20 protein-coding genes are annotated in these 24,318 nt (G+C 60.1%); 14 read left to right on the top strand and 6 right to left on the bottom strand.

What is annotated here, in order from left to right; translation table 11 throughout:
* The first annotated feature begins 61 nt into the window (after positions 1-61).
* Positions 62-280 carry an MbtH family protein gene (locus tag ACMYSK_RS12155; protein WP_434643406.1) on the top strand — a complete coding sequence of 73 codons (219 nt, stop codon included), beginning with the start codon at positions 62-64 and terminating at the stop codon, positions 278-280.
* The gene (gene entF, locus ACMYSK_RS12150; RefSeq protein WP_434643404.1) at positions 277-4,161 is read left to right on the top strand and encodes an enterobactin non-ribosomal peptide synthetase EntF; all 3,885 of its coding nucleotides are present in this window, start codon (positions 277-279) and stop codon (positions 4,159-4,161) included. The genes ACMYSK_RS12155 and entF overlap by 4 nt, the downstream gene beginning before the upstream one ends.
* Before the next feature lie 106 nt (positions 4,162-4,267).
* On the opposite strand, the gene fepC is transcribed toward entF, so the two are convergent.
* From fepC to fepD, 3 genes are read right to left on the bottom strand one after another with little or no spacing between them, the layout of a single operon-like run.
* Positions 4,268-5,062, bottom strand: coding sequence for an iron-enterobactin ABC transporter ATP-binding protein (gene fepC / locus ACMYSK_RS12145; RefSeq protein ID WP_434643402.1), 795 nt, complete (start codon positions 5,060-5,062; stop codon positions 4,268-4,270).
* Complete coding sequence (gene fepG / locus ACMYSK_RS12140) at positions 5,059-6,051, bottom strand: iron-enterobactin ABC transporter permease (protein WP_434643399.1); 993 nt, start codon at positions 6,049-6,051, stop codon at positions 5,059-5,061. Before fepG ends, fepC begins: the two co-directional genes overlap by 4 nt.
* A complete protein-coding gene (gene fepD / locus ACMYSK_RS12135) occupies positions 6,048-7,055 on the bottom strand; it encodes a Fe(3+)-siderophore ABC transporter permease (RefSeq protein WP_434643396.1) in 1,008 nt (335 codons plus the stop codon). The genes fepG and fepD overlap by 4 nt, the downstream gene beginning before the upstream one ends.
* A gap of 238 nt (positions 7,056-7,293) precedes the next feature.
* Here fepD and entS point away from each other — a divergent pair, with 238 nt between their 5' ends.
* Positions 7,294-8,535, top strand: coding sequence for an enterobactin transporter EntS (gene entS, locus ACMYSK_RS12130; RefSeq protein WP_434643394.1), 1,242 nt, complete (start codon positions 7,294-7,296; stop codon positions 8,533-8,535).
* A gap of 48 nt (positions 8,536-8,583) precedes the next feature.
* Here the strand turns inward: entS and fepB are convergent, their stop codons facing one another.
* Positions 8,584-9,543, bottom strand: coding sequence for a Fe2+-enterobactin ABC transporter substrate-binding protein (gene fepB / locus ACMYSK_RS12125; RefSeq protein ID WP_434643392.1), 960 nt, complete (start codon positions 9,541-9,543; stop codon positions 8,584-8,586).
* A gap of 187 nt (positions 9,544-9,730) precedes the next feature.
* On the opposite strand from fepB, the gene entC reads away from it, so the two are divergent.
* From entC to ACMYSK_RS12090, 7 genes are all read left to right on the top strand, one after another.
* A complete protein-coding gene (entC, locus tag ACMYSK_RS12120; RefSeq protein WP_434643389.1) occupies positions 9,731-10,906 on the top strand; it encodes an isochorismate synthase EntC in 1,176 nt (391 codons plus the stop codon).
* A 9-nt stretch (positions 10,907-10,915) separates the two neighbouring features.
* On the top strand, positions 10,916-12,523 hold the full coding sequence (gene entE / locus ACMYSK_RS12115) for a (2,3-dihydroxybenzoyl)adenylate synthase EntE (protein WP_434644061.1): 1,608 nt from the start codon (positions 10,916-10,918) through the stop codon (positions 12,521-12,523).
* A 13-nt stretch (positions 12,524-12,536) separates the two neighbouring features.
* Complete coding sequence (gene entB / locus ACMYSK_RS12110) at positions 12,537-13,388, top strand: enterobactin biosynthesis bifunctional isochorismatase/aryl carrier protein EntB (RefSeq protein WP_434643387.1); 852 nt, start codon at positions 12,537-12,539, stop codon at positions 13,386-13,388.
* Positions 13,388-14,143, top strand: coding sequence for a 2,3-dihydro-2,3-dihydroxybenzoate dehydrogenase EntA (entA, locus tag ACMYSK_RS12105; RefSeq protein ID WP_434643385.1), 756 nt, complete (start codon positions 13,388-13,390; stop codon positions 14,141-14,143). The genes entB and entA overlap by 1 nt, the downstream gene beginning before the upstream one ends.
* Positions 14,144-14,557 (top strand): proofreading thioesterase EntH, encoded by a 414-nt coding sequence (gene entH, locus ACMYSK_RS12100; protein WP_434643383.1) that lies wholly within the window; start codon positions 14,144-14,146, stop codon positions 14,555-14,557.
* 351 nt (positions 14,558-14,908) lie between these two features.
* On the top strand, positions 14,909-17,014 hold the full coding sequence (cstA, locus tag ACMYSK_RS12095) for a pyruvate/proton symporter CstA (RefSeq protein ID WP_434643380.1): 2,106 nt from the start codon (positions 14,909-14,911) through the stop codon (positions 17,012-17,014).
* Between the two features lie 48 nt (positions 17,015-17,062).
* Entirely contained in the window at positions 17,063-17,260 is a 198-nt protein-coding gene (locus ACMYSK_RS12090) for a YbdD/YjiX family protein (protein WP_032688939.1), read from the top strand.
* 156 nt (positions 17,261-17,416) lie between these two features.
* Here ACMYSK_RS12090 and ACMYSK_RS12085 read toward each other — a convergent pair whose 3' ends face one another.
* Both ACMYSK_RS12085 and ACMYSK_RS12080 read right to left on the bottom strand, forming a co-directional pair.
* A complete protein-coding gene (locus ACMYSK_RS12085) occupies positions 17,417-18,160 on the bottom strand; it encodes an SDR family NAD(P)-dependent oxidoreductase (protein ID WP_434643377.1) in 744 nt (247 codons plus the stop codon).
* 60 nt (positions 18,161-18,220) lie between these two features.
* On the bottom strand, positions 18,221-19,318 hold the full coding sequence (locus ACMYSK_RS12080; RefSeq protein ID WP_434643374.1) for an oxidoreductase: 1,098 nt from the start codon (positions 19,316-19,318) through the stop codon (positions 18,221-18,223).
* 161 nt (positions 19,319-19,479) lie between these two features.
* Between ACMYSK_RS12080 and ACMYSK_RS12075 the strand changes: the two genes are divergently transcribed.
* From ACMYSK_RS12075 to ACMYSK_RS12060, 4 genes are read left to right on the top strand one after another with little or no spacing between them, the layout of a single operon-like run.
* Positions 19,480-20,982, top strand: coding sequence for a sugar ABC transporter ATP-binding protein (locus tag ACMYSK_RS12075; RefSeq protein WP_434643371.1), 1,503 nt, complete (start codon positions 19,480-19,482; stop codon positions 20,980-20,982).
* Positions 20,979-21,977 carry an ABC transporter permease gene (locus ACMYSK_RS12070; protein ID WP_434643368.1) on the top strand — a complete coding sequence of 333 codons (999 nt, stop codon included), beginning with the start codon at positions 20,979-20,981 and terminating at the stop codon, positions 21,975-21,977. The genes ACMYSK_RS12075 and ACMYSK_RS12070 overlap by 4 nt, the downstream gene beginning before the upstream one ends.
* A gap of 20 nt (positions 21,978-21,997) precedes the next feature.
* Positions 21,998-23,062 carry a sugar ABC transporter substrate-binding protein gene (locus tag ACMYSK_RS12065; protein WP_434643365.1) on the top strand — a complete coding sequence of 355 codons (1,065 nt, stop codon included), beginning with the start codon at positions 21,998-22,000 and terminating at the stop codon, positions 23,060-23,062.
* 9 nt (positions 23,063-23,071) lie between these two features.
* Positions 23,072-24,316: an LVIVD repeat-containing protein gene (locus tag ACMYSK_RS12060; protein WP_434643362.1), complete on the top strand. Its 1,245-nt coding sequence runs from the start codon at positions 23,072-23,074 to the stop codon at positions 24,314-24,316.
* Positions 24,317-24,318 lie beyond the last annotated feature (2 nt).

Below are 24,318 nucleotides of genomic sequence, written 5' to 3'. Positions count from 1 at the left end.
CAAAGGCAGCAGCCAACGCGCAAGCCGCTGGAAGGATGGCGAGTAAAGACAGGAGTTTGGTATGCAATTCAGCAACCCCTTCGATAATCCGCAAGGGCAGTTTTACATTTTGCGCAACGCACAACAGCAGTACAGCCTGTGGCCGCACCACTGTGCGCTGCCGCAAGGCTGGACGGTGGAATGCCCACCGCAGTCCTTAGAGGCGTGCAATACCTGGCTGGCGGACAACTGGTCAACCCTCATCCCCGCGCACCATGCAACCTCAAGGAGCCGAACATGACCACTCGCTTACCGCTGGTTGCGGCGCAGCCAGGGATCTGGATGGCGGAACGGCTCTCTACGCTGCCCGGCGCATGGAGCGTCGCCCACTATGTAGAGCTGCGCGGCAATCTTGACCCGGCGCTGCTGGGACGGGCTATCGTGACCGGTCTGGCGCAGGCCGATACCCTCAGCATGCGTTTTTGCGAAGATAACGGTGAAGCCTGGCAATGGGTCGATGAGCAGCGCGTCTTCGCCGAACCTGAATATCACGATCTGCGCGAGGCGAGCTCTCCGCACGATGCCGCGCTGGCGGTAATGCAGGCCGACCTCGGGCAGAATTTACGCGTTGACGGCGGCAATCCGCTGGTTTGTCACCAACTGCTGCGGGTGGCAGATGACTGCTGGTACTGGTATCAACGCTATCACCATTTACTGGTTGATGGCTTCAGTTTCCCTGCAATTACCCGCCAGATAGCTGCAATTTATCGTGCATGGCAACGCGGGGAGGAGACGCCCGCGTCACCGTTTACGCCTTTTTCTGAGGTTGTCGAAGAGTACCAGCAATACGCCGGCAGCGATGCCTGGCAGCGTGATAAGGCGTTCTGGATGGAACAGCGCAAAGCACTGCCGTCACCGGCATCGCTTTCTGCCGCGCCGCTGGCAGGACGCGCGACCAGTACCGATATCTGGCGCCTGAAGCTGGATCTGGATGCCGGTCTGTTCAGCCGACTTGCCGCCGGCGCACCGCAGTGTCAGCGCGCCGATCTGGCGCTGGCGCTGACCACCCTGTGGCTCGGCCGCTTATGCAGCCGGATGGAGTATGCCGCGGGCTTTATCTTTATGCGTCGGATGGGGTCGGCGGCGTTGACCGCGACCGGACCGGTACTGAACGTGCTGCCGCTGGCGGTACGTATTGATGCACAAGAGACCCTGGCGGAACTGGCGCTGCGTCTCAGCGCCCAGTTGAAAAAAATGCGTCGTCACCAGCGCTATGATGCCGAGCAAATTGTTCGCGATAGCGGTAAAGCGGCGGGGGATGAACCGCTGTTTGGGCCGGTGCTCAACGTTAAAGTTTTTGATTATGTTCTGGATATTGACGGTATTGTGGCGCAGACCCACACGCTGGCTACCGGCCCGGTAAACGACCTCGAACTGGCGCTGTTCCCGGATGAATCCGGCGGCCTGTCACTGGAAGTGTTGGCGAATAAAGCACGCTATGACGAAACCGCGTTGCGCACCCACGTGGCGCGTTTATCTGCGCTGCTGACCCAGTTTGCCGCCGACCCGGCGCTGCGCTGCGGCGAGGCCAGTCTGCTGTCGACACGCGAGACGGAACAACTGGCGCAGGTGAATAATACCGGCGTCGCGCTGCCGACGACGACGCTCAGTGCGCTGGTGGCGGAGCAGGCGGCAAAAACGCCGGATGCCCCGGCGCTGGCGGATGCCACCTGGCAGTTCAGCTACCGCGAAATGCGTCAGCAGGTTGTGGCGCTGGCGCAGCGCTTGCGCGAACGTGGCGTGAAGCCGGGCGATAGCGTGGCGGTGGCGCTGCCGCGTTCGGTATTCCTCACGCTGGCGCTGCACGGTATTGTGGAGGCTGGTGCGGCCTGGTTGCCGCTGGATACCGGTTATCCGGATGACCGGCTGCGTATGATGCTGGAGGACGCCCGCCCGTCGCTGCTGATTACCGCAGACGATCAGCTGGCTCGCTTTAGTGATATCCCGGGGCTGGAAAGCCTGTGCTACCAGCAGCCCCTGGCAGTGGGCGATGACACTCCGCTTGCGCTCTCACAGCCGGAGCACACGGCGTACATTATTTTTACCTCCGGTTCCACCGGGCGTCCGAAAGGGGTGATGGTGGGGCAAACCGCTATCGTTAACCGTCTGCTGTGGATGCAAAACCACTATCCGCTCTCTGCCGATGATGTCGTGGCGCAAAAGACGCCGTGCAGCTTTGACGTGTCGGTCTGGGAGTTCTGGTGGCCGTTTATCACCGGCGCGCGGCTGGTAATGGCCGAGCCGGAAGCCCATCGCGATCCGCTGGCAATGCAGCAGTTTTTTGCCCGCTACGGCGTGACCACGACCCACTTTGTACCGTCAATGCTGGCGGCTTTTGTGGCCTCGCTGGATGCTGAAAACGTGGCAACCTGCCGGACGCTGAAACGCGTCTTCTGTAGCGGTGAAGCGTTACCTACCGACCTGTGCCGTGAGTGGGAAGTCTTGACCGGCGCACCGCTGCATAACCTCTATGGTCCGACCGAAGCGGCGGTGGACGTGAGCTGGTATCCGGCCTGCGGGGCGGAGCTGGCGGCGGTCACCGGCAACAGCGTGCCAATCGGCTGGCCGGTATGGAATACCGGGCTGCGTATCCTGGATGCCTCTCTGCATCCGGTTCCGCCGGGCGTCGCCGGGGATTTATATCTGACCGGTATCCAGCTGGCTCAGGGGTATCTGGGGCGTCCGGATCTGACCGCCTCGCGCTTTATCGCTGACCCGTTTGCCGCCGGTGAGCGGATGTACCGAACCGGTGACGTGGCGCGCTGGCTGGATAACGGTGCGGTGGAGTATCTCGGGCGCAGCGATGATCAGCTGAAAATTCGCGGGCAGCGTATTGAGCTGGGCGAAATCGATCGCGTCATGTCTGCGCTGCCGGACGTTGCGCAGGCGGTGACGCATGCCTGCGTCATCAATCAGGCGGCAGCGACCGGCGGCGATGCCCGCCAGCTGGTTGGCTACCTGGTGTCAGAGTCCGGGCTGCCGCTGGATACGGTGGCGCTGAAAACGCGCCTTGCCGAACAGCTGCCGCCACATATGGTGCCAGTGGTGCTGATTCAGCTGCCGGAACTGCCTCTGAGCGCTAACGGCAAGCTGGATCGCAAAGCGCTGCCGCTGCCGACGCTGGGCGGCGAGCGCAGCGGTCGTGCGCCGGAGCCGGGGATGGAAACCACGGTGGCTGAGGCGTTCAGTCAGCTGCTGGGCTGTGAAGTGAACGACATTGAAGCCGACTTTTTCGCCCTCGGTGGCCATTCACTGCTGGCGATGCGCCTGGCGGCACAGCTCGGCCGCGAACTGGGCCGTCAGGTGACGCCCGGGCAGGTGATGGTGGCCTCGACGGTAGGCAAACTGAGCGCGCTGCTGGCGTCCGATCTCAGCGATGAGCAGGCGCAGCGCCTGGGCTTTGATCCCATCCTGCCGCTGCGCGTCAGCGACGGGCCGACGTTGTTCTGCTTCCATCCGGCATCGGGTTTTGCCTGGCAGTTCAGCGTCCTGGCCCGCTATCTTAATCCGCGCTGGTCGATTACCGGTATTCAGTCTCCGCGCCCGGAAGGCCCGATGATGAACGCGGCAAACCTTGATGAAGTGTGCGAGCAGCATCTCCAGACCCTGCTGGCGCAGCAGCCGCACGGGCCGTATTACCTCTTTGGTTATTCCCTCGGCGGGACGCTGGCGCAGGGCATTGCTGCCCGTTTACGTCAGCGTGGCGAAGCGGTGGCGTTTCTGGGCTTGCTGGATACCTGGCCGCCTGAGACGCAGAACTGGGCGGAGAAAGAGGCTAACGGTCGTCTGGACCCGGAGGTGCTGGCTGAGATTGAACGCGAGCGCGAGGCTTTCCTTGCCGCTCAGCAGGGGCAGGCTTCCGGCGAGTTGTTCCGCGTTATCGAGGGCAACTATGCCGATGCCGTGCGTCTGCTGACCACCGCGCATAGCGCGAAATTTGATGGCAAGGCGACGTTGTTTGTGGCGGAGAAAACGCGTCCGGCGGGGATGGATCCGCACGCGGCGTGGGGCCCCTGGGTGGGCGAGCTGGAGGTCTTTAGCCAGAACTGCGCTCACGTGGATATTATCTCGCCGCAGGCCTTCGAATCGATAGGTCCGGTGATCAGGGAGATTCTGGGGTAGCTGCGGATAAAATGCCGGGTGGCGGCTAACGCCTGACCCGGCCTACGTGATAGTACGAAATCGTAGGCCCGGTCAGCGCAGTGCCACCGGGCAGAACCTCGCCTGGTTACCGTCGTCCCAGCGGCACCACCAGCGGCGTATGCGCCACCGGATCGTCGATGATCATGCAGCGCAGGCCGTAAATCTGTTCGATCAACTCTGCGGTGACGATCTCTTTCGGCGCCCCTTGCGCGACGATTTTGCCGTCGCGCAAGGCAATCAAATGTGTGGCATAGCGGCAGGCCTGGTTGAGGTCGTGTAGCACCGCCGCCAGGGTATACCCCTTCTCGCGATTCAGCTCGCTCAGCAGCTCCAGCAGGTCGATTTGATGGCTGATATCCAGCCAGGTGGTAGGCTCATCCAACAGCATAATGGCCGTTTCCTGCGCCAGCACCATCGCAATCCAGGCCCGCTGCCGCTGTCCACCGGAGAGCGTATCGACGCTTTGCAGCGCCAGGTCGGTGATGCCGGTGGCCTTCATGGCGCTGTTGACCGCGTCATCATCCTCTTTACGCCAGCGGGTAAACAGCGGCTGATGCGGATAGCGGCCGCGTGCAACCAGCTCCTGAACGGTGATATCGCCCGGCGTGGTGGCATTTTGCGCCAGCAGACCGATGCGTTTCGCCACCTCTTTGCTGGCATAGCGCTGGATTTGTTCTCCGTCGAGATAAACATGGCCGCTGGCCGGCGTCATCAGGCGGCTCAGGGTACGCAACAGCGTTGATTTTCCGCAGCCGTTGGGGCCAATGATCGCTGTAAAATGGCCGTCAGGAATGGTCACATTCAGCGATTCGGCGATGGTCTTTTTGCCGTACGCCAGGGTGAGCTGGTCGCCGCGCAAACGGGTCGTTTCAGCGGTCATTTTTTGCGGGACTCCTGAATTAACAGCGCGATGAGATAAATGCCGCCAAGGCTGACGGTCACCACTCCCACCGGTAATTGATAGGGCATAAACAGGCGCTGGGCGCTGTAGTCAGCCAGCGCCAGCAGCAGCGCGCCGCAGAGCGCTGATTGGGTTAACCCCCAGCGCGCGGTGCCGCTCAGGCGGCGGGCGATATGTGGCGCTACCAGAGCAATAAATGAAATAGGGCCGGCCAGCGCAGTGGCAGCTGCGGTCAGCACGACGCCTACCAGCATCATCAACAAGCGCGAACGCTCAACCTGCACGCCAAGCGCGCAGGCGGTATCGTCACCCATCTCCAGCAGACGCATGCGCCGCGCGAGCAGCGCGGCACCGACCAGCATCAGCAGAATCAGCGGCGCGGAGGGCCAGGTTTTGCCCCATGTCAGGCCATTCAACGAGCCGGCATTCCACAGCCCGGCAGAGAGGGCGGTCTCCAGCGAAGCGCGTAGCAGCAGCCAGGTATTGAAAGCGACCAGCATGGCACGTATGCCAATCCCGATAATAATCAGACGAAAAGTTTCAATACCGTTACGCCAGGCCAGCAGCCAGACCACCAGCGCGGTGAGCACGCCGCCGATCATCGCCGCCAGCGCGATAGCCGTCAGGTTCTGGCCGAACATGACCATCGCCACCAGTACGCCGCTCCATGCGCCGGTGTTAAAACCCATCACATCCGGGCTGCCCAGCGGATTGCGCATCAACGACTGAAAAATGGCGCCGCTGACGCCCAGCGCAGCGCCGATAAGCAGCGCCATCAGCACCCGCGGAAGTCGCCATTCGGTGACGACCATGGTGATATTGCGCGGCGCATCGCCCAGCAGAGCGGAAACGACCTGCTCAACGCTGAGCGGCACCAGGCCGCTGCCGAGTCCCCAAAGGGAGATAGTCAGGCTGGCGGCAAGCAGAATCAGGCAGCTAATCAGCAGGCGGCGGGGAGGGGCTATCACATTGCACCTCCACGCGGCTGGCGACGCACCAGCCAAATCAGCACCGGCGCACCGATAAAGGCGCTGACGACCGAGACGCGCAGTTCGCCGGGGACCAACAGGCGGCCAAGAACATCGGCAAACAGCAGCAGGGCAGGCGTTGCCAGTAAGGTCACCGGCAGCGACCAGCGGTGGTCGGCACCCACCAGCCAGCGCGACATATGCGGCATCATCAGGCCAATAAAGGCGATGGGACCGACCACCGCCGTGGCGCTACCGCAGAGCACGGTAATGGCCAGCAGGCCGATGAACTGAGTGCGGGCGACCCGGCTGCCGAGTGAGGTGGCGGTATCGTTGCCGAGGCTCAGGCTGTTGAGCGCCCGGCTTAACAGCAGCGTCACGGCAGCGGCGATCAGCACCGGAAGCAAGACGATTTTCAACGTCTGTAGGGTGCGAATATCCAGCGAACCGGCCTGCCAGAATCGCAGCTGGTCATAGACATCGGGATTGAGGAGCGCAATACCGTTCGAGAGTCCTTCCAGCACCGCCGCCAGCGCCACGCCAGCCAGCGTCAGGCGCACCGGGCTGAGCTGACCGCCGCCCTGGCTGCCGGTGAAGGCCACCAGCAGCGAGGCGCCAAACGCGCCGCAGAACGACATCAGCAGCTGCTCCTGCGGGGAGTGGATGCCAAACAACGCCGCACCCAGCACAATTGCGAAGCTGGCGCCGGAGTTCACCCCGAGAATGCCGGGGTCGGCAAGCGGATTACGCGTCAGGGTCTGCATCAGCGCCCCGGCCAGGCCCAGCGCGGCGCCGGCCAGCAGTCCCGCCAGGGTTCGCGGCAGTCGCGCATCCAGCACGATAGTGCAATCGGCGCTCTGACAGGTACCGGAAAAAGCATCCACGACGACGCTCAATGGAAGAGGTTTGGCGCCAACAAGCAGGCTGAGGGCGATAGCAATGGTTAACACGAGCACCAGACCCGGTACGGCAATGGCCCGCACCGTGGTCGTAGAAAACGACATAATTCACATCCCTGACATGATAATGATAGTAATTATCGTTATCGATTCTATTCAGTTATGTTAGCATGGCCGCCCACAAGAATGGTATACGCAAGATCATTCAGAATGCATCGCGGCGGTAAACGCACGCCTGTCTGGAAGTAACGCTAACCGTATGACCGGGCTAAGGAAGTGCAGCCACCAGAAGACGCAGTCTGAAGGACAGTGCGTAGATGGAAAATAATAACAAGGCGCTGTAATGAACCGACAATCCCGGCTGCTGAACCTCAGTCTGCTGAAAACCCATCCGGCGTTTCGCGCCGTTTTTATCGCTCGTTTTATCTCAATCCTGTCGCTGGGTCTGCTGGGCGTGGCGATTCCGGTACAAATCCAGATGATGACCCACTCTACCTGGCAGGTGGGGCTCTCGGTCACCTTGACCGGCTGCTCGATGTTTGTCGGTTTGATGGTCGGCGGCGTGCTGGCGGATCGCTATGAGCGTAAGCGTTTGATTTTGTTGGCGCGTGGTACCTGTGGCGTGGGGTTTATCGGTCTGTGCCTCAATGCGCTGCTGCCTGAGCCGTCGCTACTCGCCATCTATGTGCTGGGGATTTGGGACGGTTTCTTCGCCTCGCTTGGTGTGACGGCACTGCTGGCGGCGACACCCGCGCTGGTCGGGCGTGAGAATCTGATGCAGGCCGGGGCGATCACTATGTTGACGGTGCGCCTGGGGTCGGTTATTTCGCCGATGATCGGCGGTCTGCTGCTGGCCACCGGCGGCGTAGCCTGGAACTATGGCCTGGCGGCGGCGGGGACGTTTATCACTACCTTGACTCTGCTGCGCCTGCCGCTGCTCCCGCCGCCACCCCAACCGCGGGAGCATCCGCTGAGGTCGCTGCTAGCGGGACTGAAATTCCTCTTCAATAGCCCCCTGATTGGCGGGATTGCCCTGCTGGGCGGTCTGCTGACGATGGCAAGTGCGGTGCGGGTCCTTTATCCAGCGCTGGCCGACGGCTGGCAGATGTCCGCCTCCCAGATTGGTTTACTGTATGCCGCGATCCCATTGGGCGCAGCGCTGGGGGCGTTAACCAGCGGTCAGCTGGCGCAAACCGCAAAACCGGGGGCGCTGATGCTGATGACCACGGTCGGGTCATTTGTGGCCATCGCGCTGTTCAGCCTGATGCCGTTCTGGGCGCTGGGAGCGCTGTGTCTGGCCCTGTTTGGCTGGCTAAGCGCGATCAGCTCGCTGTTGCAGTACACCCTGATTCAGACCCAGACGCCGGAAGCGATGCTCGGGCGTATTAACGGCCTGTGGACCGCGCAGAACGTCACCGGTGATGCCATTGGTGCTGCATTGCTGGGTGGGCTGGGAGTCATGATGACGCCGGTGGCGTCGGCGAGCGCCAGCGGGTGGGTGCTGGTGATTGTTGGCGTCATGCTGATGGGGCTACTGGGAGAACTGCGTCGCTTCCAGCGCCCTGAGGCAGTCAGCGAAAGTTAAGTGCGGCGATATTTCCCGGCCGGCGACGATGCTGGCCGGGAAAGAAGGTTAGCCGAAGAGGGTGGCGAGACGGTGCAGCACCAGCATGGCGCTGTAGTAATCGAGGCGGAAGGTTTCAATCCCGAGCGGATAAACGCGCTGGTTCTTCACCGCCGGCAGGTGCGCCAGCAGCGGATTGGCGTAAATCGCGGCGGCATCTTTTTCATCGCCGGCGAACAGGAACAGGCTTTCACCGTTGAGGCCCGCGGCTAAATTCTCGCCGCCTAGCTGGATAATGTCATGGCGCTTCCCCTGGCTCTGACTGGCATGCAGACCGGCAGGCAAGCTGGCCAGTTTAAAGCCCAGTTGTTCAAGCATCTGACCCTGAGCGGACTCCGGAGTCCACAGATTAGCGCTGTGGGCCGCGGCGGTGTACACCAGCGCGCTGACCGGCTGTGGCGGGAGCGTCATCCGCTGCTTCAGCGTAGCGAGCTGCTTATCGAACTCGGCAATTCGCGCGGAAGCCTGCTTTTCCTGGCCGGTGATATGTCCCAGCTCGGTCAGCAGCGCCTGCCAGCTTTTATCATCGTAATTAATGATAAGCGTCGGGGCGATGGTGGAGAGCTGGTCGTACAGCGCCAGGGCAGAATCACCGCCGGTGGCGCTGATCAGGATAAGATCTGGCATTTGTGCGGCCACGGCCTCCGCGCTGGGTTCGCCGATGTACAGGCGCGCCAGCTTACGTTCCTTCGCAACGGCTCCCCACTGACGCAGGAATCCCTGGTCATCGGCCACGCGGTTGTTTGGCGTGGTGGCACCGCTGGCAACGACCGGTGCGTCAATCGCCAGCAACGAGCCGGTAAGCGTCACGCTGGTGGAGACGATGCGCAGTGGTTTACTTTCCAGCGTATGCGCGCCGCGGCTGTCGGTCACCTGACGGGGCCAGTCGGCGGCCAGGGATGAGGTAATTCCTAAAAGCACCAGCCCGCAGGCCAGCAGGGTACGGCGGCAAAATGTGGACAAATTCACGAATTCGCATCCTGATTGAGTTGAGATAAATGCGTCTCATTTTCAACTTTGTATCGCGTGGATGCAAGCCTAAGTAGCACAACATGCCGTTTGTACGGTTGACATGTCAGGCAATACCTTTTAGGTTAGCCAACCAAAATATAAATGATAATTATTCGTAATATCTTTATCGTTTTTGGAGGATGATATGGAAACGTCACTGGCCGAGGATGTACAGGAACAAAAAATGACCCTGTCGCCGGAAAGCTTCTTCTTTATGTCGCCGTACCGCAGTTTTCATACCGCGGGCTGCTTTCGCCGTTTTTCCCATTCTGCCGCCGATGGCGCACTGCTCGATGGGGAATTCCAGCAGAAAATGGCGGCGGCCTTCGCCGACGCGAAGGCTGCCGGGATCCGTAAACCGGTGATGGTCGGCGCTATTCCGTTTGATACCAACCAGCCTTCCGAGCTGTTTATTCCTGAGCGCTGGGAAAATTTCTCCCGCACCGCCAGGCAGAAGTCGGCTCGCTACGCCTCAGCCCAGACGTCAATGGATGTCGTGGAGCGTCAGGAAATTCCTCAGCAGGATGCCTTTATGGCGATGGTTGAGCGGGCCGCTGAGCTGACCGCGACGCCGGAAGTGGACAAGGTTGTTCTGTCGCGCCTGATTGATATTACCACCCGCGATCGCGTGGACAGCAGCGCGCTGCTTGAGCGCCTGATTGCGCAGAACCCCGCCAGTTTTAACTTCCACGTGCCGCTCTCTGACGGCGGCGTGCTGCTGGGCGCCAGCCCGGAGCTGCTGCTGCGCAAAGAGGGGGATCATTTCAGTTCTCTGCCGCTGGCCGGTTCGGCCCGCCGTCAGCCGGACGATGTGCTGGATCGCGAAGCGGGCAACAAACTGCTGGCTTCGGGTAAAGATCGCCACGAGCACGAGCTGGTGACCCAGGCGATGAAGGCGGTGCTGACCCCGCGCTGTCGTGAGCTGTCGCTGCCGGATTCCCCGCAGTTGGTCACCACGCCGACGCTCTGGCACCTGGCAACGCCGATTGAAGGGACCGCGCTGGCGCAGGAGAACGCGATGTCGCTGGCCTGCCTGCTACACCCGACGCCGGCCCTGAGCGGCTTCCCGCATCAGGTGGCGAAACGCCTGATTGCGGAACTGGAACCGTTCGATCGCCAGCTGTTTGGCGGCATTGTTGGCTGGTGCGATGACGAAGGTAACGGTGAGTGGGTGGTGACGATTCGCTGCGCCCGCCTGCATCAGCGCACGCTGCGTCTGTTTGCCGGCGCGGGCATTGTCCCGGCCTCTTCTCCGCTGGGAGAGTGGCGCGAAACCGGCGTCAAACTAACGACCATGCTGAATGTATTTGGCTTGAATTAAGAGGCGATGATGATTGCATTTAACCGCTGGCCGGAAAGTTTTGCCGCCCGCTATCGTGAAAAGGGCTACTGGCAGGATCTGCCGCTTACTAACCTGATTACCCGTCACGCCGACAGCGACGCCATCGCCATTATCGAGGGTGATAAGCAGTACAGCTATCGTCAGTTTAATCAGCAGGTGGATAACCTGGCATCGTCGCTCCAGCGTCTGGGACTGAAGCGCGGTGAAACCGCGCTGGTGCAGCTGGGCAACGTCGCCGAGTTCTACATCACCCTGTTTGCGCTGCTGCGTATTGGAGTGGCGCCGGTGAATGCTTTGTTCAGCCACCAGCGCAGCGAGCTGAATGCCTATGCGACTCAAATTGAGCCGGCGCTGCTGATAGCCGATCGCGATCATGCGCTGTTTGCCGATGACCAGTTCCTCAACGGTTTCGTTGAGCAGCATTCGTCAGTGCGGGTTGTACTGCTGCGTAACGATCGCGGTGAATACGATCTGGCGGCGGCGATCGCCCGCCCGGCGGATAACTTTATCGCCAATCCGACGCCTGCTGATGAAGTGGCGTTTTTCCAGCTTTCCGGCGGCAGTACCGGGACACCGAAGCTGATCCCTCGTACGCATAACGATTACGACTATAGCATCCGTCGCAGTAACGAAATTTGCGGCATCAGCGCGCAAACCCGCTACTTGAATGCGCTGCCTGCTGCCCACAACTACGCCATGAGCTCACCGGGCTCGCTCGGCGTGTTTCTTGCCGGCGGGCGGGTCATTCTGGCCGCCGACCCGAGCGCAACGCTGTGCTTCCCGCTGATTGAGCAGCATCAGATTAGCGTCGCGTCGCTGGTGCCACCGGCGGTCAGCCTGTGGCTCCAGGCCATCCGTGAAGGTGCCGGGAATGCGCAGCTGCGTTCGTTGACGCTGTTGCAGGTTGGCGGCGCACGTCTGTCGGCAACGCTGGCGGCGCGGATCCCGGCGGAGATCGGCTGCCAGCTGCAGCAGGTCTTCGGCATGGCGGAAGGGCTGGTGAACTACACCCGCCTCAATGACAGCCAGGAACGGATTATCAATACCCAGGGTTGCCCGATGTGCCCGGACGATGAAGTGTGGGTTGCGGATGCCGATGGCAACCCGCTGCCGCGCGGTGAAGTCGGGCGTCTGATGACCCGGGGGCCGTACACCTTCCGCGGCTACTACAACAGTCCGCAGCACAACGCCGAAGCGTTTGATGCCGACGGTTTCTACTGCTCCGGCGATCTTATTTCGATCGATGAGGACGGATATATCACCGTCCAGGGGCGGGAAAAAGATCAGATCAACCGCGGCGGCGAGAAGATCGCGGCGGAGGAGGTCGAAAACCTGCTGCTGCGCCATCCGGCGGTGATCCATGCCGCGCTGGTCAGCATGGAAGATAGTCTGCTGGGCGAGAAAAGCTGCGCGTATCTGGTGGTTAAAGAACCGCTGCGTGCGGTAGCGGTGCGTCGTTTTCTGCGCGAGCAGGGCGTTGCGGAATTTAAGCTGCCGGACCGCGTGGAGTGCCTGGAAGCACTGCCGCTGACGCCGGTGGGCAAAGTCGATAAAAAACAATTACGCCAGTGGCTGGCTACACGCGAGCCGGGCTGAAGGAGAACACAGAATGGCTATTCCTAAACTACAGGCTTACGCGCTACCGGAAGCCAGCGACATCCCGGCGAACAAAGTGAACTGGGCCTTTGAGCCGTCCCGCGCCGCGCTGCTGATCCACGATATGCAGGAATATTTCCTCAACTTCTGGGGTGAAGACAGCGCCATGATGGCGAAAGTGGTCGCCAACATTGCCGCCCTGCGTGATTTCTGTAAGCAAAATAATATTCCGGTGTACTACACCGCTCAGCCGAAAACCCAAAGCGATGAAGACCGTGCTCTGCTCAATGATATGTGGGGCCCGGGGCTGACCCGCTCCCCGGAGCAGCAGCGCGTGATTGCCGCTCTGGCCCCGGATGAGCACGACACCGTACTGGTGAAGTGGCGCTACAGCGCATTTCACCGTTCGCCGCTGGAAGAGATGCTCAAAGAGACCGGTCGCGATCAGCTGATTATTACGGGCGTCTATGCCCACATCGGCTGTATGACTACCGCGACCGACGCATTTATGCGCGATATCAAACCGTTCTTCGTCGCCGATGCGCTGGCCGACTTCAGTCGGGAAGAACATCTGATGTCGCTGAAATATGTCGCTGGTCGCTCCGGACGCGTGGTGATGACCGAGGAGCTGCTGCCGCTGCCGGCATCAAAGGCGGCGCTGCGGGCGCTGGTGCTGCCGCTGCTGGATGAGTCTGACGAGCCTATGGATGACGAAAATCTGATCGACTACGGCCTGGACTCCGTGCGGATGATGGCGCTGGCCGCGCGCTGGCGCAAAGTGCACGGCGACATCGACTTCGTGATGCTGGCGAAAAAACCGACTATTGATGCCTGGTGGGCGCTGCTTTCCCGTGAGGTGAAATAATGGCCGCGCTGGATTTTCAAGGGCAGACCGTATGGATCACCGGCGCTGGTAAGGGCATTGGCTACGCGACGGCGCTGGCGTTTGTAGAGGCCGGCGCTCGGGTAACCGGGTTCGATCTGGTTTTCGAAGGCGATGATTATCCGTTTACGACGCACACGCTGGATGTTGCCAATGCGCAGCAGGTGGCTGAGGTATGCGGGCGCCTGCTGAAGGGCATTGAGCGGCTGGATGTGCTGGTTAACGCGGCGGGGATTTTGCGCATGGGTGCGACAGATGAACTGAGCCTGGACGCGTGGCAGCAGACTTTTGCTGTGAACGTCGGCGGGGCATTTAACCTGTTTCAGCAGACGATGGCTCAGTTCCGTCGCCAACAGGGCGGGGCGATTGTCACCGTGGCCTCCGATGCTGCGCATACCCCACGGATCGGCATGAGCGCCTATGGCGCCTCAAAGGCGGCGCTGAAAAGCCTGGCGCTGACCGTGGGTCTGGAGCTGGCGGGCAGCGGCGTACGCTGTAACCTGGTCTCGCCGGGCTCGACCGATACCGATATGCAGCGCACGCTGTGGGTCAGTGAGGATGCTGAACAGCGCCGTATTCGCGGCTTCGGCGAGCAGTTTAAGCTTGGGATCCCGCTGGGTAAAATTGCGCGTCCGCAGGAGATTGCCAGTACGATCCTGTTCCTCGCTTCCGCAAACGCCAGTCATATCACGCTGCAGGATATCGTGGTTGATGGCGGCTCGACGCTGGGGGCGTAAATGGCCTGGAAACGTCAGCTGACGCTGGAGGCGCTTAACGCCACCAGCGAGAATACGATGGTGGCTCATCTGGGGATTAGCTATACCCGGCTGGAAGAGGGGCTGCTGGAGGCGAGTATGCCGGTTGATGCGCGCACGCATCAGCCGTTTGGCCTGCTGCACGGCGGGGCATCCGCAGCGCTGGCGGAGACGCTGGGGTCGATGGCCGGCTGGCTGATGACCGAAGAGGGGCAGTGCGTGGTGGGGACCGAGCTGAATGCGACCCACCATCGGGCGGTCTCAAGCGGTCATGTCCGCGGCGAGTGTCGTCCTTTGCATCTGGGGCGTCAGAACCAAAGCTGGGAGATTGCTATCTTTGATGAGCGAGGCCGGCGCTGCTGTACCTGCCGGTTGGGCACGTCAGTTCTCGGCTGAGGAGACGCCTGTTCCCGGCTTGCGGTGTGAACGCCTTAGCCGGGCTACCGTCGCCTCCGGGAGCATCCACCATACGGACAGACTCTGCGACTGATCCCCCGGTGGCGCTGCGCTGACCGGGCTACGGGGTTACAGTCGTCCGAGGGACGCCTCCGGGAACCCGTCATGATGCAGCTGCAGATTTCCTCCTCCATTTACATTTTTTTTCCTGCCAGAAGTGATCCCGCTAGCAATGTGAGACAAATCCCTGTCTCTGCACGACATCTGCATGGTTTCAACATTGTTAAATCCTGAGTTGTGTTCTAGAAACAAAATGTAACATTCTGATTATCCTACCGGTGGGACGCAACGATGAATCATTCAGGGAAATACCTCATCTGGACATTGCTCTCGGTTATCGGAGCCTTTGCCCTCGGCTACATCGCCTTAAACAGAGGTGAACAGATTAATGCGTTATGGATTGTCGTCGCGGCAGTCTGCATTTATCTGATCGCCTATCGCTTCTATGGTCTTTATATCGCCAAAAATGTGCTGGCGGTTGACCCTACGCGCATGACCCCGGCCGTGCGGCATAACGACGGCCTTGACTATGTTCCGACCGATAAAAAAGTGCTGTTCGGTCACCATTTTGCGGCGATTGCCGGAGCGGGGCCGCTCGTGGGGCCGGTGCTGGCGGCACAGATGGGCTATCTGCCGGGGATGATCTGGATCCTCGCCGGAGTGGTTCTGGCCGGTGCGGTGCAGGATTTTATGGTGTTGTTCGTGTCTACTCGCCGCGACGGACGTTCTCTCGGTGAGCTGGTGAAAGAGGAGATGGGGCCGACCGCCGGGGTTCTGGCGCTGGTGGCCTGCTTTATGATCATGGTGATTATCCTCGCGGTACTGGCGATGATCGTCGTGAAAGCCTTGACCCACAGCCCGTGGGGTACCTATACCGTTGCCTTCACTATCCCGCTGGCTATCTTTATGGGGATCTACATTCGCTACCTGCGTCCGGGACGCATTGGCGAAGTGTCGGTGATTGGCCTGGTGATGCTGGTGTTTGCGATTGTCTCCGGCGGATGGGTAGCGGAAAGCCCGACGTGGGCACCGTGGTTTGATTACACCGGCGTGCAGCTGACCTGGATTCTGGTGGGCTACGGCTTTATTGCCGCCGTTCTGCCCGTATGGCTGCTGCTGGCACCGCGTGATTACCTGTCAACCTTCCTGAAAATAGGCACCATTGTCGGGCTGGCGATTGGCATCCTGATTATGCGTCCGACGCTGAGCATGCCGGCGCTGACCAAATTTATTGACGGTACCGGCCCGGTCTGGTCCGGCAGCATGTTCCCGTTCCTGTTTATCACTATAGCCTGCGGGGCGGTCTCCGGCTTCCATGCGCTGATTTCATCCGGGACCACGCCTAAAATGCTGGCGAATGAAGGCCAGGCCTGCTTTATCGGCTATGGCGGTATGCTGATGGAATCCTTTGTTGCCATTATGGCGCTGGTGGCGGCCTGTATTATTGACCCTGGCGTGTACTTCGCCATGAACAGCCCGATTGCGGTACTGGCGCCGGCAGGCACCACCGATGTGGTGGCATCCGCCGCACAGGTGGTGAGTAGCTGGGGCTTTAGTATTACGCCGGATACGCTGCGCCAGATAGCCAGCGAAGTGGGCGAGCAGTCGATTATCTCGCGGGCAGGCGGCGCGCCGACGCTGGCGGTGGGGATGGCCTACATCCTGCACGGTTCGCTGGGCGGGCTGATGGATGTCGCTTTCTGGTATCACTTCGCGATTCTGTTTGAAGCGCTGTTTATCCTGACGGCGGTTGATGCGGGCACCCGTGCGGCGCGTTTTATGCTGCAGGATCTGCTGGGCGTACTGAGCCCCGGACTGAAAAAAACCAACTCGCTGCCGGCGAACCTGCTGGCGACCGGGCTTTGCGTGCTGGCGTGGGGATACTTCCTGCATCAGGGGGTTGTTGACCCGCTCGGCGGCATTAATACGCTGTGGCCGCTGTTTGGCATCGCTAACCAGATGCTGGCAGGTATGGCGCTGATGCTGTGCGCGGTGGTACTGTTTAAGATGAAGCGCGAGCGCTATGCGTGGGTGGCGCTGCTGCCGACGGCCTGGCTGTTGATTTGCACCCTCACCGCCGGCTGGCAGAAATCGTTTAGCCCGGATACCAAAGTCGGGTTCCTGGCGATTGCCAATAAGTTCCAGGCGATGATCGACAGCGGCAATATTCCGCCGCAGTACACCGAATCGCAGCTGGCACAGCTGGTCTTTAACAACCGGCTGGATGCGGGCCTCACCATCTTCTTTATGGTGGTTGTGGTGGTACTGGCGCTCTTCTCCATCAAAACCGCGCTGGCGGCGTTGAGAGAAGATAAACCGACGGCGAAAGAGACACCTTATGAAGCGTTACCTGCCGATGCAGAACCGCTAGCGGCGCAGGCGAAGCGCGCACATTAAACCCCAGGCCCCTTTCCGTGTGGAGAGGGGCCGTGATGAGAGACCAACATGTTTGATACCCTTTCCAAAGCCGGGAAGTATCTGGGCCAGGCGGCGAAAATGATGATTGGTGTGCCCGACTACGATAACTATGTCGAGCATATTCGCCAGACTCATCCTGAGCAGACACCGATGACCTATGAAGAATTCTTTCGCGAGCGACAGGATGCACGCTATGGCGGGAAAGGGGGGGCGAAGTGCTGCTAAGAGCCTATTCCATTAGGCTATTTTATTTGCCATTTTGACCCAGGGCAGTGCTCACCATCCTCACGAACTGCGTGTACGCTCTGGTGGTTCCGCGCTGTCCGTGGCCAAACTGGCTGCAACATATACGCCTACTGGGATAGACTTTTAGTCGCCTTCTCAGGCGTTAAGTCCCCCATCGACATCCAGACCGGTACCGGATATTTGTCCGGCAGCCGGGCTGGCCAGAAAGGTCACCGCGGCAGCCACATCTTCTGCCTGGCCATACTTCCCTAACGCAATCAGCTGACGCTGCGACTCGGCCTGTTCACCGTCCGCCGGGTTCATATCGCTGTCGGTCGGGCCCGGATGGACCAGATTGACGGTAATACCGCGCGGTCCGAGATCGCGGGCCAGGCCACGGGTCAGCGAATTGAGCGCAGATTTGGTCATCGCATAGACCGCAATGCCCGGTGAGGAGACGCGGTTGGCAAGACAGCTGCCAATATTAATTATGCGTCCGCCATCGGGCAGATGCGGCAGCGCCGCCTGGATGGCGACCACCACGCCGCGGATATTGACGTTGATCAGCGCATCGATATCTTCCAGCGACAGTGATTCCAGCGGACCACCGCGTGCGATCCCGGCGTTATTCACCAAAATATCCAGCCCGCCAAGAGTCTCCACCGTCCGCGTGACGGCCTGCTGAATCGCCTGCGCATTCGCGCTGTCGGCCTGAATTGCCGCGCCGTGGCGTCCGAGCGCGGCGATCTCGTCGGCAACCGCCTGCGCCTTATCGGCGGACTTTTCATAGGTGATAACCACATCGGCACCCGCCTGGGCCAGCGACAGCGCAATGGCACGGCCAATTCCACGACTGGCCCCGGTAACCAACGCCTTTTTACCCGTTAAATCGATCTGCATGATGACCTCGTACAATGAGTGGGAGAACCATCATTAGGTATAGAGCGAGATTCCAGCGCGTCAATGCACCTGTCGGCGGAAGTTTTCCACTTTCTCAAAGGCGGCGGCCAGGCTCTGGGGCGTCAGTTCAACCGGCAGAAAATGAATCGATTCCACCGGGCGCAGGGTATGGGCAATCACCCGATCCAACTCGGTCCGGTTGTGGATATCGACGTCAAGTTCCGCCAGCGTAGTGGGCAGGTTGAAACGCTGGTAGGCGTTGACTAGCTGGGCCAATACCTCGTCCTGACCCAGCAGGGCGCTTTGCACCAGAATGCCGTAGGCGACCTTGGTGCCATGAAGAAACTTTTCGGTCTGCGGCAGGACCGTCAGACCGTTATGCACCGCGTGTGCGGCGGCGACGCGGGTATAGCGCTCACCTAAGCCGCCGACCATCCCTCCGCCGGCGATAATGGCATCCGTCACATCGCGAAACGCCTGCGACAGTTCGCCGCGCTGCTGGTCGGCCAGCGCGGTTTCGCTGCTTCGTAGCAGTACGTCACGAATGGCCAGCGCGCCGTTAATCCCCAGCCGCACGGTTAGCGGCAGCGTTTCTGGTTGCGGCGCCAGCACGACGGCTTCATACCATTTCGCCAGCGTATCGCCGATCCCTGCCAGCAGATATTCCGCCGGAGCATTAAGGATAATTTGCGGCTCCACCAGCACCAGGAAATTGGCGTCATCGAAGATTTCAAAATGCAGCGCCTGCCCGGCGTCGTTGTACCACACCGACAGCGGAGTCCACGCTGCGCAGGTGGCGGCGATGGTCGGGATGGCGACAAACGGAAGCCCCAGCCGCCGGGCCACGGCTTTGGCGGTATCCAGCAGCGCGCCGCCGCCGACGCCGATCACCACGGCACGGTCATCTCCGGCTTCTGTCGCCAGCTGGGTGACGTCGCTTTCGCTACAGTGCCCGGTAAACAGCACTTTTTTAGCGCCGACGGCGTGGAACGCCTCCGGCAGAAAGGGCCGGGCACCGGCGATGGCTCGCTCGCCGTAGATCCACATGGCGCGGGAAAGCTGCTCATCGTTGTAAAAATCGTGCAGGCGGGCAAGGCTGCCGGTATGGGAAAAATAGTTAGCCGGGCCGGGTACTACGCGGATATCGCTGTTGCTCATGAACGCTGTCCTTATCTCGTTTCGCTAACCTGATGTTAAGTCTGGACATCCGGATGGCTAATAATATTTCGTTTTATCTTATGCCTTTTACGCAGTTGTCAGTCAATGGCGGCTGTGAAAAATTCGTTAAATCAGAATATTAATCGTAAAGGTCCCGGGAGATGGCAGTGAATCGTCTTGAGATGAACAACATTAACCTGGCCTTTTCGGGCTTCAGGGCGCTCAGCAATGTCGCTTTCACCCTGCGGGGAGGATCGGTGCATGCGCTGACCGGTGCCAACGGCGCGGGGAAGTCGACGCTGATGGCGGTGCTGTGCGGTACGCACGCCCATTACGAGGGTGAGATTGTTATCAATAACCAGCCGGTGAGCATTCGTTCCCCACGGGATGCGAAGCTGCTGGGCATTCATCTGGTGCAACAAGAGGTGGATGTGGCGCTGGTGCCGGGCCTGACCATTGCGGAAAATATTATGCTGGACCGCCTGGCGGATCCGGGGCTGCGTTTTAGCTGGCACACCGTGCGCGACCAGGCGCGCGAGGCGCTGGCCCAGTTGGATATCACGCTCGATGTGCGTCGCTCTATCGATAGCTGCACCCTGGCGGAGAAACAGCAGATTTTGTTGGCCCGCGCGCTGTCACACCATTGCCGTTTTTTAATTCTTGATGAACCCACCGCGCCGCTGGATCAGCATGAAAGTGAGCGCCTGTTTACGGTGGTTCGTCGCCTGCAGCAGCAGGGGATTGGCGTGGTGTTTATCTCCCACCGTATTCATGAGCTGAAGGCTATCTGCGACACCCTGACGGTATTGCGCGACGGGAAGCTGATTGAAAGCAGCCCCATGACTGAGTTGAGCGGCGAGCAGATCGTGGAGAAGATGCTGGGTCATGAGCTGAGCGATATTTTCCCACCGAAGCGCCCGCCGCACGCTGAAGAGATTTTGCTACAGGTTGACGGTCTGCACGATGAAGGGCTGCTGCAGGATATTTCGCTGCGGCTGCGCAAAGGGGAAATCCTTGGCATCGCCGGCCTGGCCGGGGCCGGTAAAACCGAGCTGTGTAAAGCGCTGTTTGGCGCCAGCAAAAGCCGTCTGACGCGCGGGGAGCTGAACAGCCAGCCGTGGCGGCCTCGCGACCCGGCGGATTCCGTGATGCGCGGGCTGGCGCTGGTGCCGGAAGAGCGGCGTAAAGAGGGCATTTTTATCGAAGAACCGATTGGCATGAACCTGGCGGTCAGCGCCGATAACAGCTTTTCACGCTGGAGCCTGTTCGGTCATCGCCAGGCGTGGCGCTGGGCGGAAGAGGTCATAGCCCGTATTGGGATCCGTACCACCGGCCCGGCCCAGACTCTGCGTCGGCTTTCCGGCGGTAACCAGCAGAAAGTGGCGATCGGCAAATGGCTGCGCGGTAACGCCAACGTATTGATATTCGACGAACCGACAAAGGGCGTCGATGTGAAAGCCAGGACCGACCTGTTCACCCTGATCGACGGGCTGGCTCGCGAGGGGAAAGGGATTATCTATGCCTCGGGCGAATTCTCTGAGCTGGTGGGTTTGTGTGACCGTATTTGCGTATTGTGGGACGGCCGTATCGTCGCAGAAATCCCGGGCGCTGACGCCCGGGAAGAGACACTTCTTTATTACTCCACCGGAGGAGCAGCAGCGTGAGCAAGGCCCTGACAGTTAATGCGACGGTATCGGGCCGTCAGCGATTTTTTGATTTTCTTTATAAATGGGGCATGTTGCTGACCGTGGTGCTGCTGATTGCCGTTTTTGGCCTCGCCTCGGACAATTTCCTCGACCCGTTCAACATCATCAACATTTTGCGCTCGATTGCCATTGTGACGGTGATTGCCATCGGCGTCTCCATTTCGTTGACCATTGGCGGCTTTGATCTGTCGGTCGGGTCGACGGCCTCGCTGGCCAACGCGCTGGTGGTTTCGCTGTTTGTCTGGCACGGCTTTGGCACCACGGAGGCGATTCTGGTCACGCTTGCGCTTTGTACGCTGGTGGGGCTGTTCAACGCTTTCTTGATTGTTGTCCTGCGCATTCCAGACATGCTCGCCACCCTTGCCAGTCTGTTTGTGATTCAGGGCGTGGCGATGACCTACAGCTACGGCGGTTCGATCACTGAGAACATGGTATTGCCGAGCGGCGATATGGCCGAGGGGGTCATTCCGGCAGCCTTCGGTTTGCTGGGGCAGGTACCGACCATCGTGATAGTTATGCTGGTGGTGACCGTGATTGCCCAGTTGGCGCTCTCCTTCACGACCCACGGGCGCAGAATGTACGCCATTGGCGGCAACCCTGAGGCCGCACGGCTCTCCGGCCTGCGTATCACCCGCTATAAAGTGGCGGCCTACGTGATTGCCTCTTTACTGGCCGGGCTGGGCGGCATTTTGCTGGCCTCGCGTATCGGCTCTTCGCAAGTTAACGCCGGTAGCGGCTATCTGATGGATGCGGTAGCGGCGGCGTGGATTGGGTTTTCACTGGCGGGTTCCGGCAAACCGAACGCGCTGGGTACGTTGGTGGGGGCGGTGATTCTTGGCGTGCTCTCCAACGGTCTGGTGATGCTGTCGGTACCGTACTACGCGATGGACATTATTAAAGGGCTGGTGCTGGCTGGCGCGTTGGCACTGACTTACTTTCAGCGTCGCACATAAAATTTTACAGGGTAAACACCATGAAAAAGATAACGCTTTCACTCATCGCATTGGGGTTATTCAACTCTGCGGCGGCCTTTGCTGAAACCCCGACGCCAGTTCCGGCGGCGATTGCCGAACATAGCGGCCCGATTCGCATTGCGGTGATCCGCAACCTCGGTTCTGACGATAACACGACCCAGTTTGTTGCCGGGGCTATTCAGGAAGGGAAAAAACTCGGTTTCAAAATCAGTACTTTCCTCAGTAACGGGGATGACGCCAAATTCCAGGACTTCGTTAACCAGGCAATTAGCCAAAAATACGATGGCATTATTCTCTCCCAGGGACGCGATCCGTATTCGACCGCGCTGGTGAAAAAAGCGGTAGATGCCGGCATTAAAGTGGCCGTGTTCGATACCGCCGTCAGCGGTGACATCCCGGGTGTCACCGTGACTCAGCAGGATGACGCCTCGCTGACCGACCTCTCTTTTGGCCAACTGGTGAAAGATTTCAACGGTAAAGCCAATATTATCAAACTGTGGGTGGCCGGCTTCCCACCGATGGAGCGCCGCCAGGCGGCTTACCAGACCCTGCTCAAGCAAAACCCGGGGATTAAGGAGCTGGAGTCGATCGGCGCCGTCTCTTCCGACGTGCAGGGCGACACCGCCAATAAGGTTGGTGCGATCCTGGCTAAATACCCGAAAGGCAAGATCGATGCGATTTGGGGAACCTGGGATGCATTCAGCCAGGGGGCATATAAAGCGCTGAAGGAGAACGGGCGCACCGAAATCAAACTGTACAGCATTGATATTTCTAACCAGGACCTGCAGCTGATGCGCGAATCAGGCAGCCCGTGGAAAGTGAGCGTGGCGGTGGATCCGAAGCTTATCGGGGCAACCAACGTACGTTTGATCGCCAATAAAATAGCCGGTGAGCCAACGCCTGCAACTTATGATTTCAAAGCGGCGGCTATTCCGCAGGCGCTGCTGGCAGCGCAGCCTGGGGCGGTCAACGTGGCCTCGTTGGGTAAAATCATTCCGGGCTGGGGTCAGACCGAAGACTTTATCGCTCCGTGGTTCGCCACGCTGGAAGCGAAACACAAATAAGGAGCAGGTATGGCGACGGCACTCCCGCGCCCCGACTACAGCCGCAATATGCGGCTGATTGGGCATAGCGATCAAGGAGGACGCCCGGACGGCGTTCAGCTCATGGTACACCGTGGTTTCGCCTATATCGGCCATATGGTGTCGCAGGGGTTTTCGGTAGTGGACGTCCGCGATCCGGCCCATCCGAAAGCGGTAAACTACATTGCCGCGCCGCCGGGAACCTGGAATGTGCATTTGCAGGCCCATGATGATCTACTGCTGGTCATTAATGCCCGGGATCTGTTTGCCGATACCCGTTTTGCCGACGAGAAGATGTATTACACCCGTTCGGTGGGGGAGACGGTGAGCGATGTGCAGGATGGCGGCTGGAGCGCCGGGCTGCGCGTATTTGATATTTCCCACCCGGAACAGCCGCGCGAGATCGGCTTTCTGTCGCTGAACGGTATCGGCATTCATCGGATCTGGTACGTTGGCGGACGCTGGGCCTACGTTTCTGCGCTGATCGACGGCTTTAGCGACTATATCTTCCTGACCATCGATCTGACCGATCCGCGGAAACCGGAAGTGGCCGGGCGCTGGTGGCTGCCGGGGATGCATCAGGCGGCGGGAGAGACGGCGGACTGGCCGCAGGGTAAGCGCTATGCGCTGCATCACGCCATTATCGCCGGGGACACCGCTTACGGCAGCTGGCGCGACGGCGGCCTGACGCTGCTTGATGTGAAGGACCGAACTCAGCCGAAGCTGATTAGCCATCGTAACTGGAGTCCGCCATTTGGCGGCGGGACCCATACGGCGCTGCCGCTGCCGGATCGCGATTTGCTGGTGGTACTGGATGAAGCGGTGCTCGATAACCAGCAGGATGGCGAGAAGCTGATCTGGCTGTTTGATATCCGCGAGCCGGCTAACCCGGTGAGTATCTCCACGTTCCCGCAGCCGCAGGAGACGGATTATGTCGCGAAAGGGGCCCATTTTGGGCCACACAACCTGCATGAAAACCGCCCCGGTAGCTTTATCAGTTCAACGCTGATTTTCGCCACTTATCAGAATGCGGGCGTGCGGGCCTACGATATCTCCGACCCATACCGGCCGGTGGAAACCGGCGCCCTGGTGCCTGCCGCGCCGGCGAGAATGATGGATACGCGCCCGGGCCGTCCGCAGGTGATTCAGTCCTGCGATGTGTTTGTTGATGCTCAGGGAATTATCTACAGCACCGACTATAACGGCGGCCTGTCGGTTATCGAATATCTGGGGTAGGT

Origin of the sequence: Klebsiella sp. I138 (genome assembly GCF_051131765.1) — a bacterium.
Lineage (GTDB): Bacteria > Pseudomonadota > Gammaproteobacteria > Enterobacterales > Enterobacteriaceae > Klebsiella.
The sequence above is the reverse complement of the archived record's forward strand: the minus strand, read 5'-3'. Positions and strand labels throughout refer to the sequence as shown.

Coding starts and splice junctions, on each gene's coding strand:
- ACMYSK_RS12155 (WP_434643406.1), top strand. CDS start 62: ATGCAATTCAGCAACCCCTTCGATAATCCGCAAGGGCAGTTTTACATT.
- entF (WP_434643404.1), top strand. CDS start 277: ATGACCACTCGCTTACCGCTGGTTGCGGCGCAGCCAGGGATCTGGATG.
- fepC (WP_434643402.1), bottom strand. CDS start 5,062: ATGACCGCTGAAACGACCCGTTTGCGCGGCGACCAGCTCACCCTGGCG.
- fepD (WP_434643396.1), bottom strand. CDS start 7,055: ATGTCGTTTTCTACGACCACGGTGCGGGCCATTGCCGTACCGGGTCTG.
- entS (WP_434643394.1), top strand. CDS start 7,294: ATGAACCGACAATCCCGGCTGCTGAACCTCAGTCTGCTGAAAACCCAT.
- entC (WP_434643389.1), top strand. CDS start 9,731: ATGGAAACGTCACTGGCCGAGGATGTACAGGAACAAAAAATGACCCTG.
- entE (WP_434644061.1), top strand. CDS start 10,916: ATGATTGCATTTAACCGCTGGCCGGAAAGTTTTGCCGCCCGCTATCGT.
- entB (WP_434643387.1), top strand. CDS start 12,537: ATGGCTATTCCTAAACTACAGGCTTACGCGCTACCGGAAGCCAGCGAC.
- entA (WP_434643385.1), top strand. CDS start 13,388: ATGGCCGCGCTGGATTTTCAAGGGCAGACCGTATGGATCACCGGCGCT.
- entH (WP_434643383.1), top strand. CDS start 14,144: ATGGCCTGGAAACGTCAGCTGACGCTGGAGGCGCTTAACGCCACCAGC.
- cstA (WP_434643380.1), top strand. CDS start 14,909: ATGAATCATTCAGGGAAATACCTCATCTGGACATTGCTCTCGGTTATC.
- ACMYSK_RS12090 (WP_032688939.1), top strand. CDS start 17,063: ATGTTTGATACCCTTTCCAAAGCCGGGAAGTATCTGGGCCAGGCGGCG.
- ACMYSK_RS12085 (WP_434643377.1), bottom strand. CDS start 18,160: ATGCAGATCGATTTAACGGGTAAAAAGGCGTTGGTTACCGGGGCCAGT.
- ACMYSK_RS12080 (WP_434643374.1), bottom strand. CDS start 19,318: ATGAGCAACAGCGATATCCGCGTAGTACCCGGCCCGGCTAACTATTTT.
- ACMYSK_RS12075 (WP_434643371.1), top strand. CDS start 19,480: ATGGCAGTGAATCGTCTTGAGATGAACAACATTAACCTGGCCTTTTCG.
- ACMYSK_RS12065 (WP_434643365.1), top strand. CDS start 21,998: ATGAAAAAGATAACGCTTTCACTCATCGCATTGGGGTTATTCAACTCT.
- ACMYSK_RS12060 (WP_434643362.1), top strand. CDS start 23,072: ATGGCGACGGCACTCCCGCGCCCCGACTACAGCCGCAATATGCGGCTG.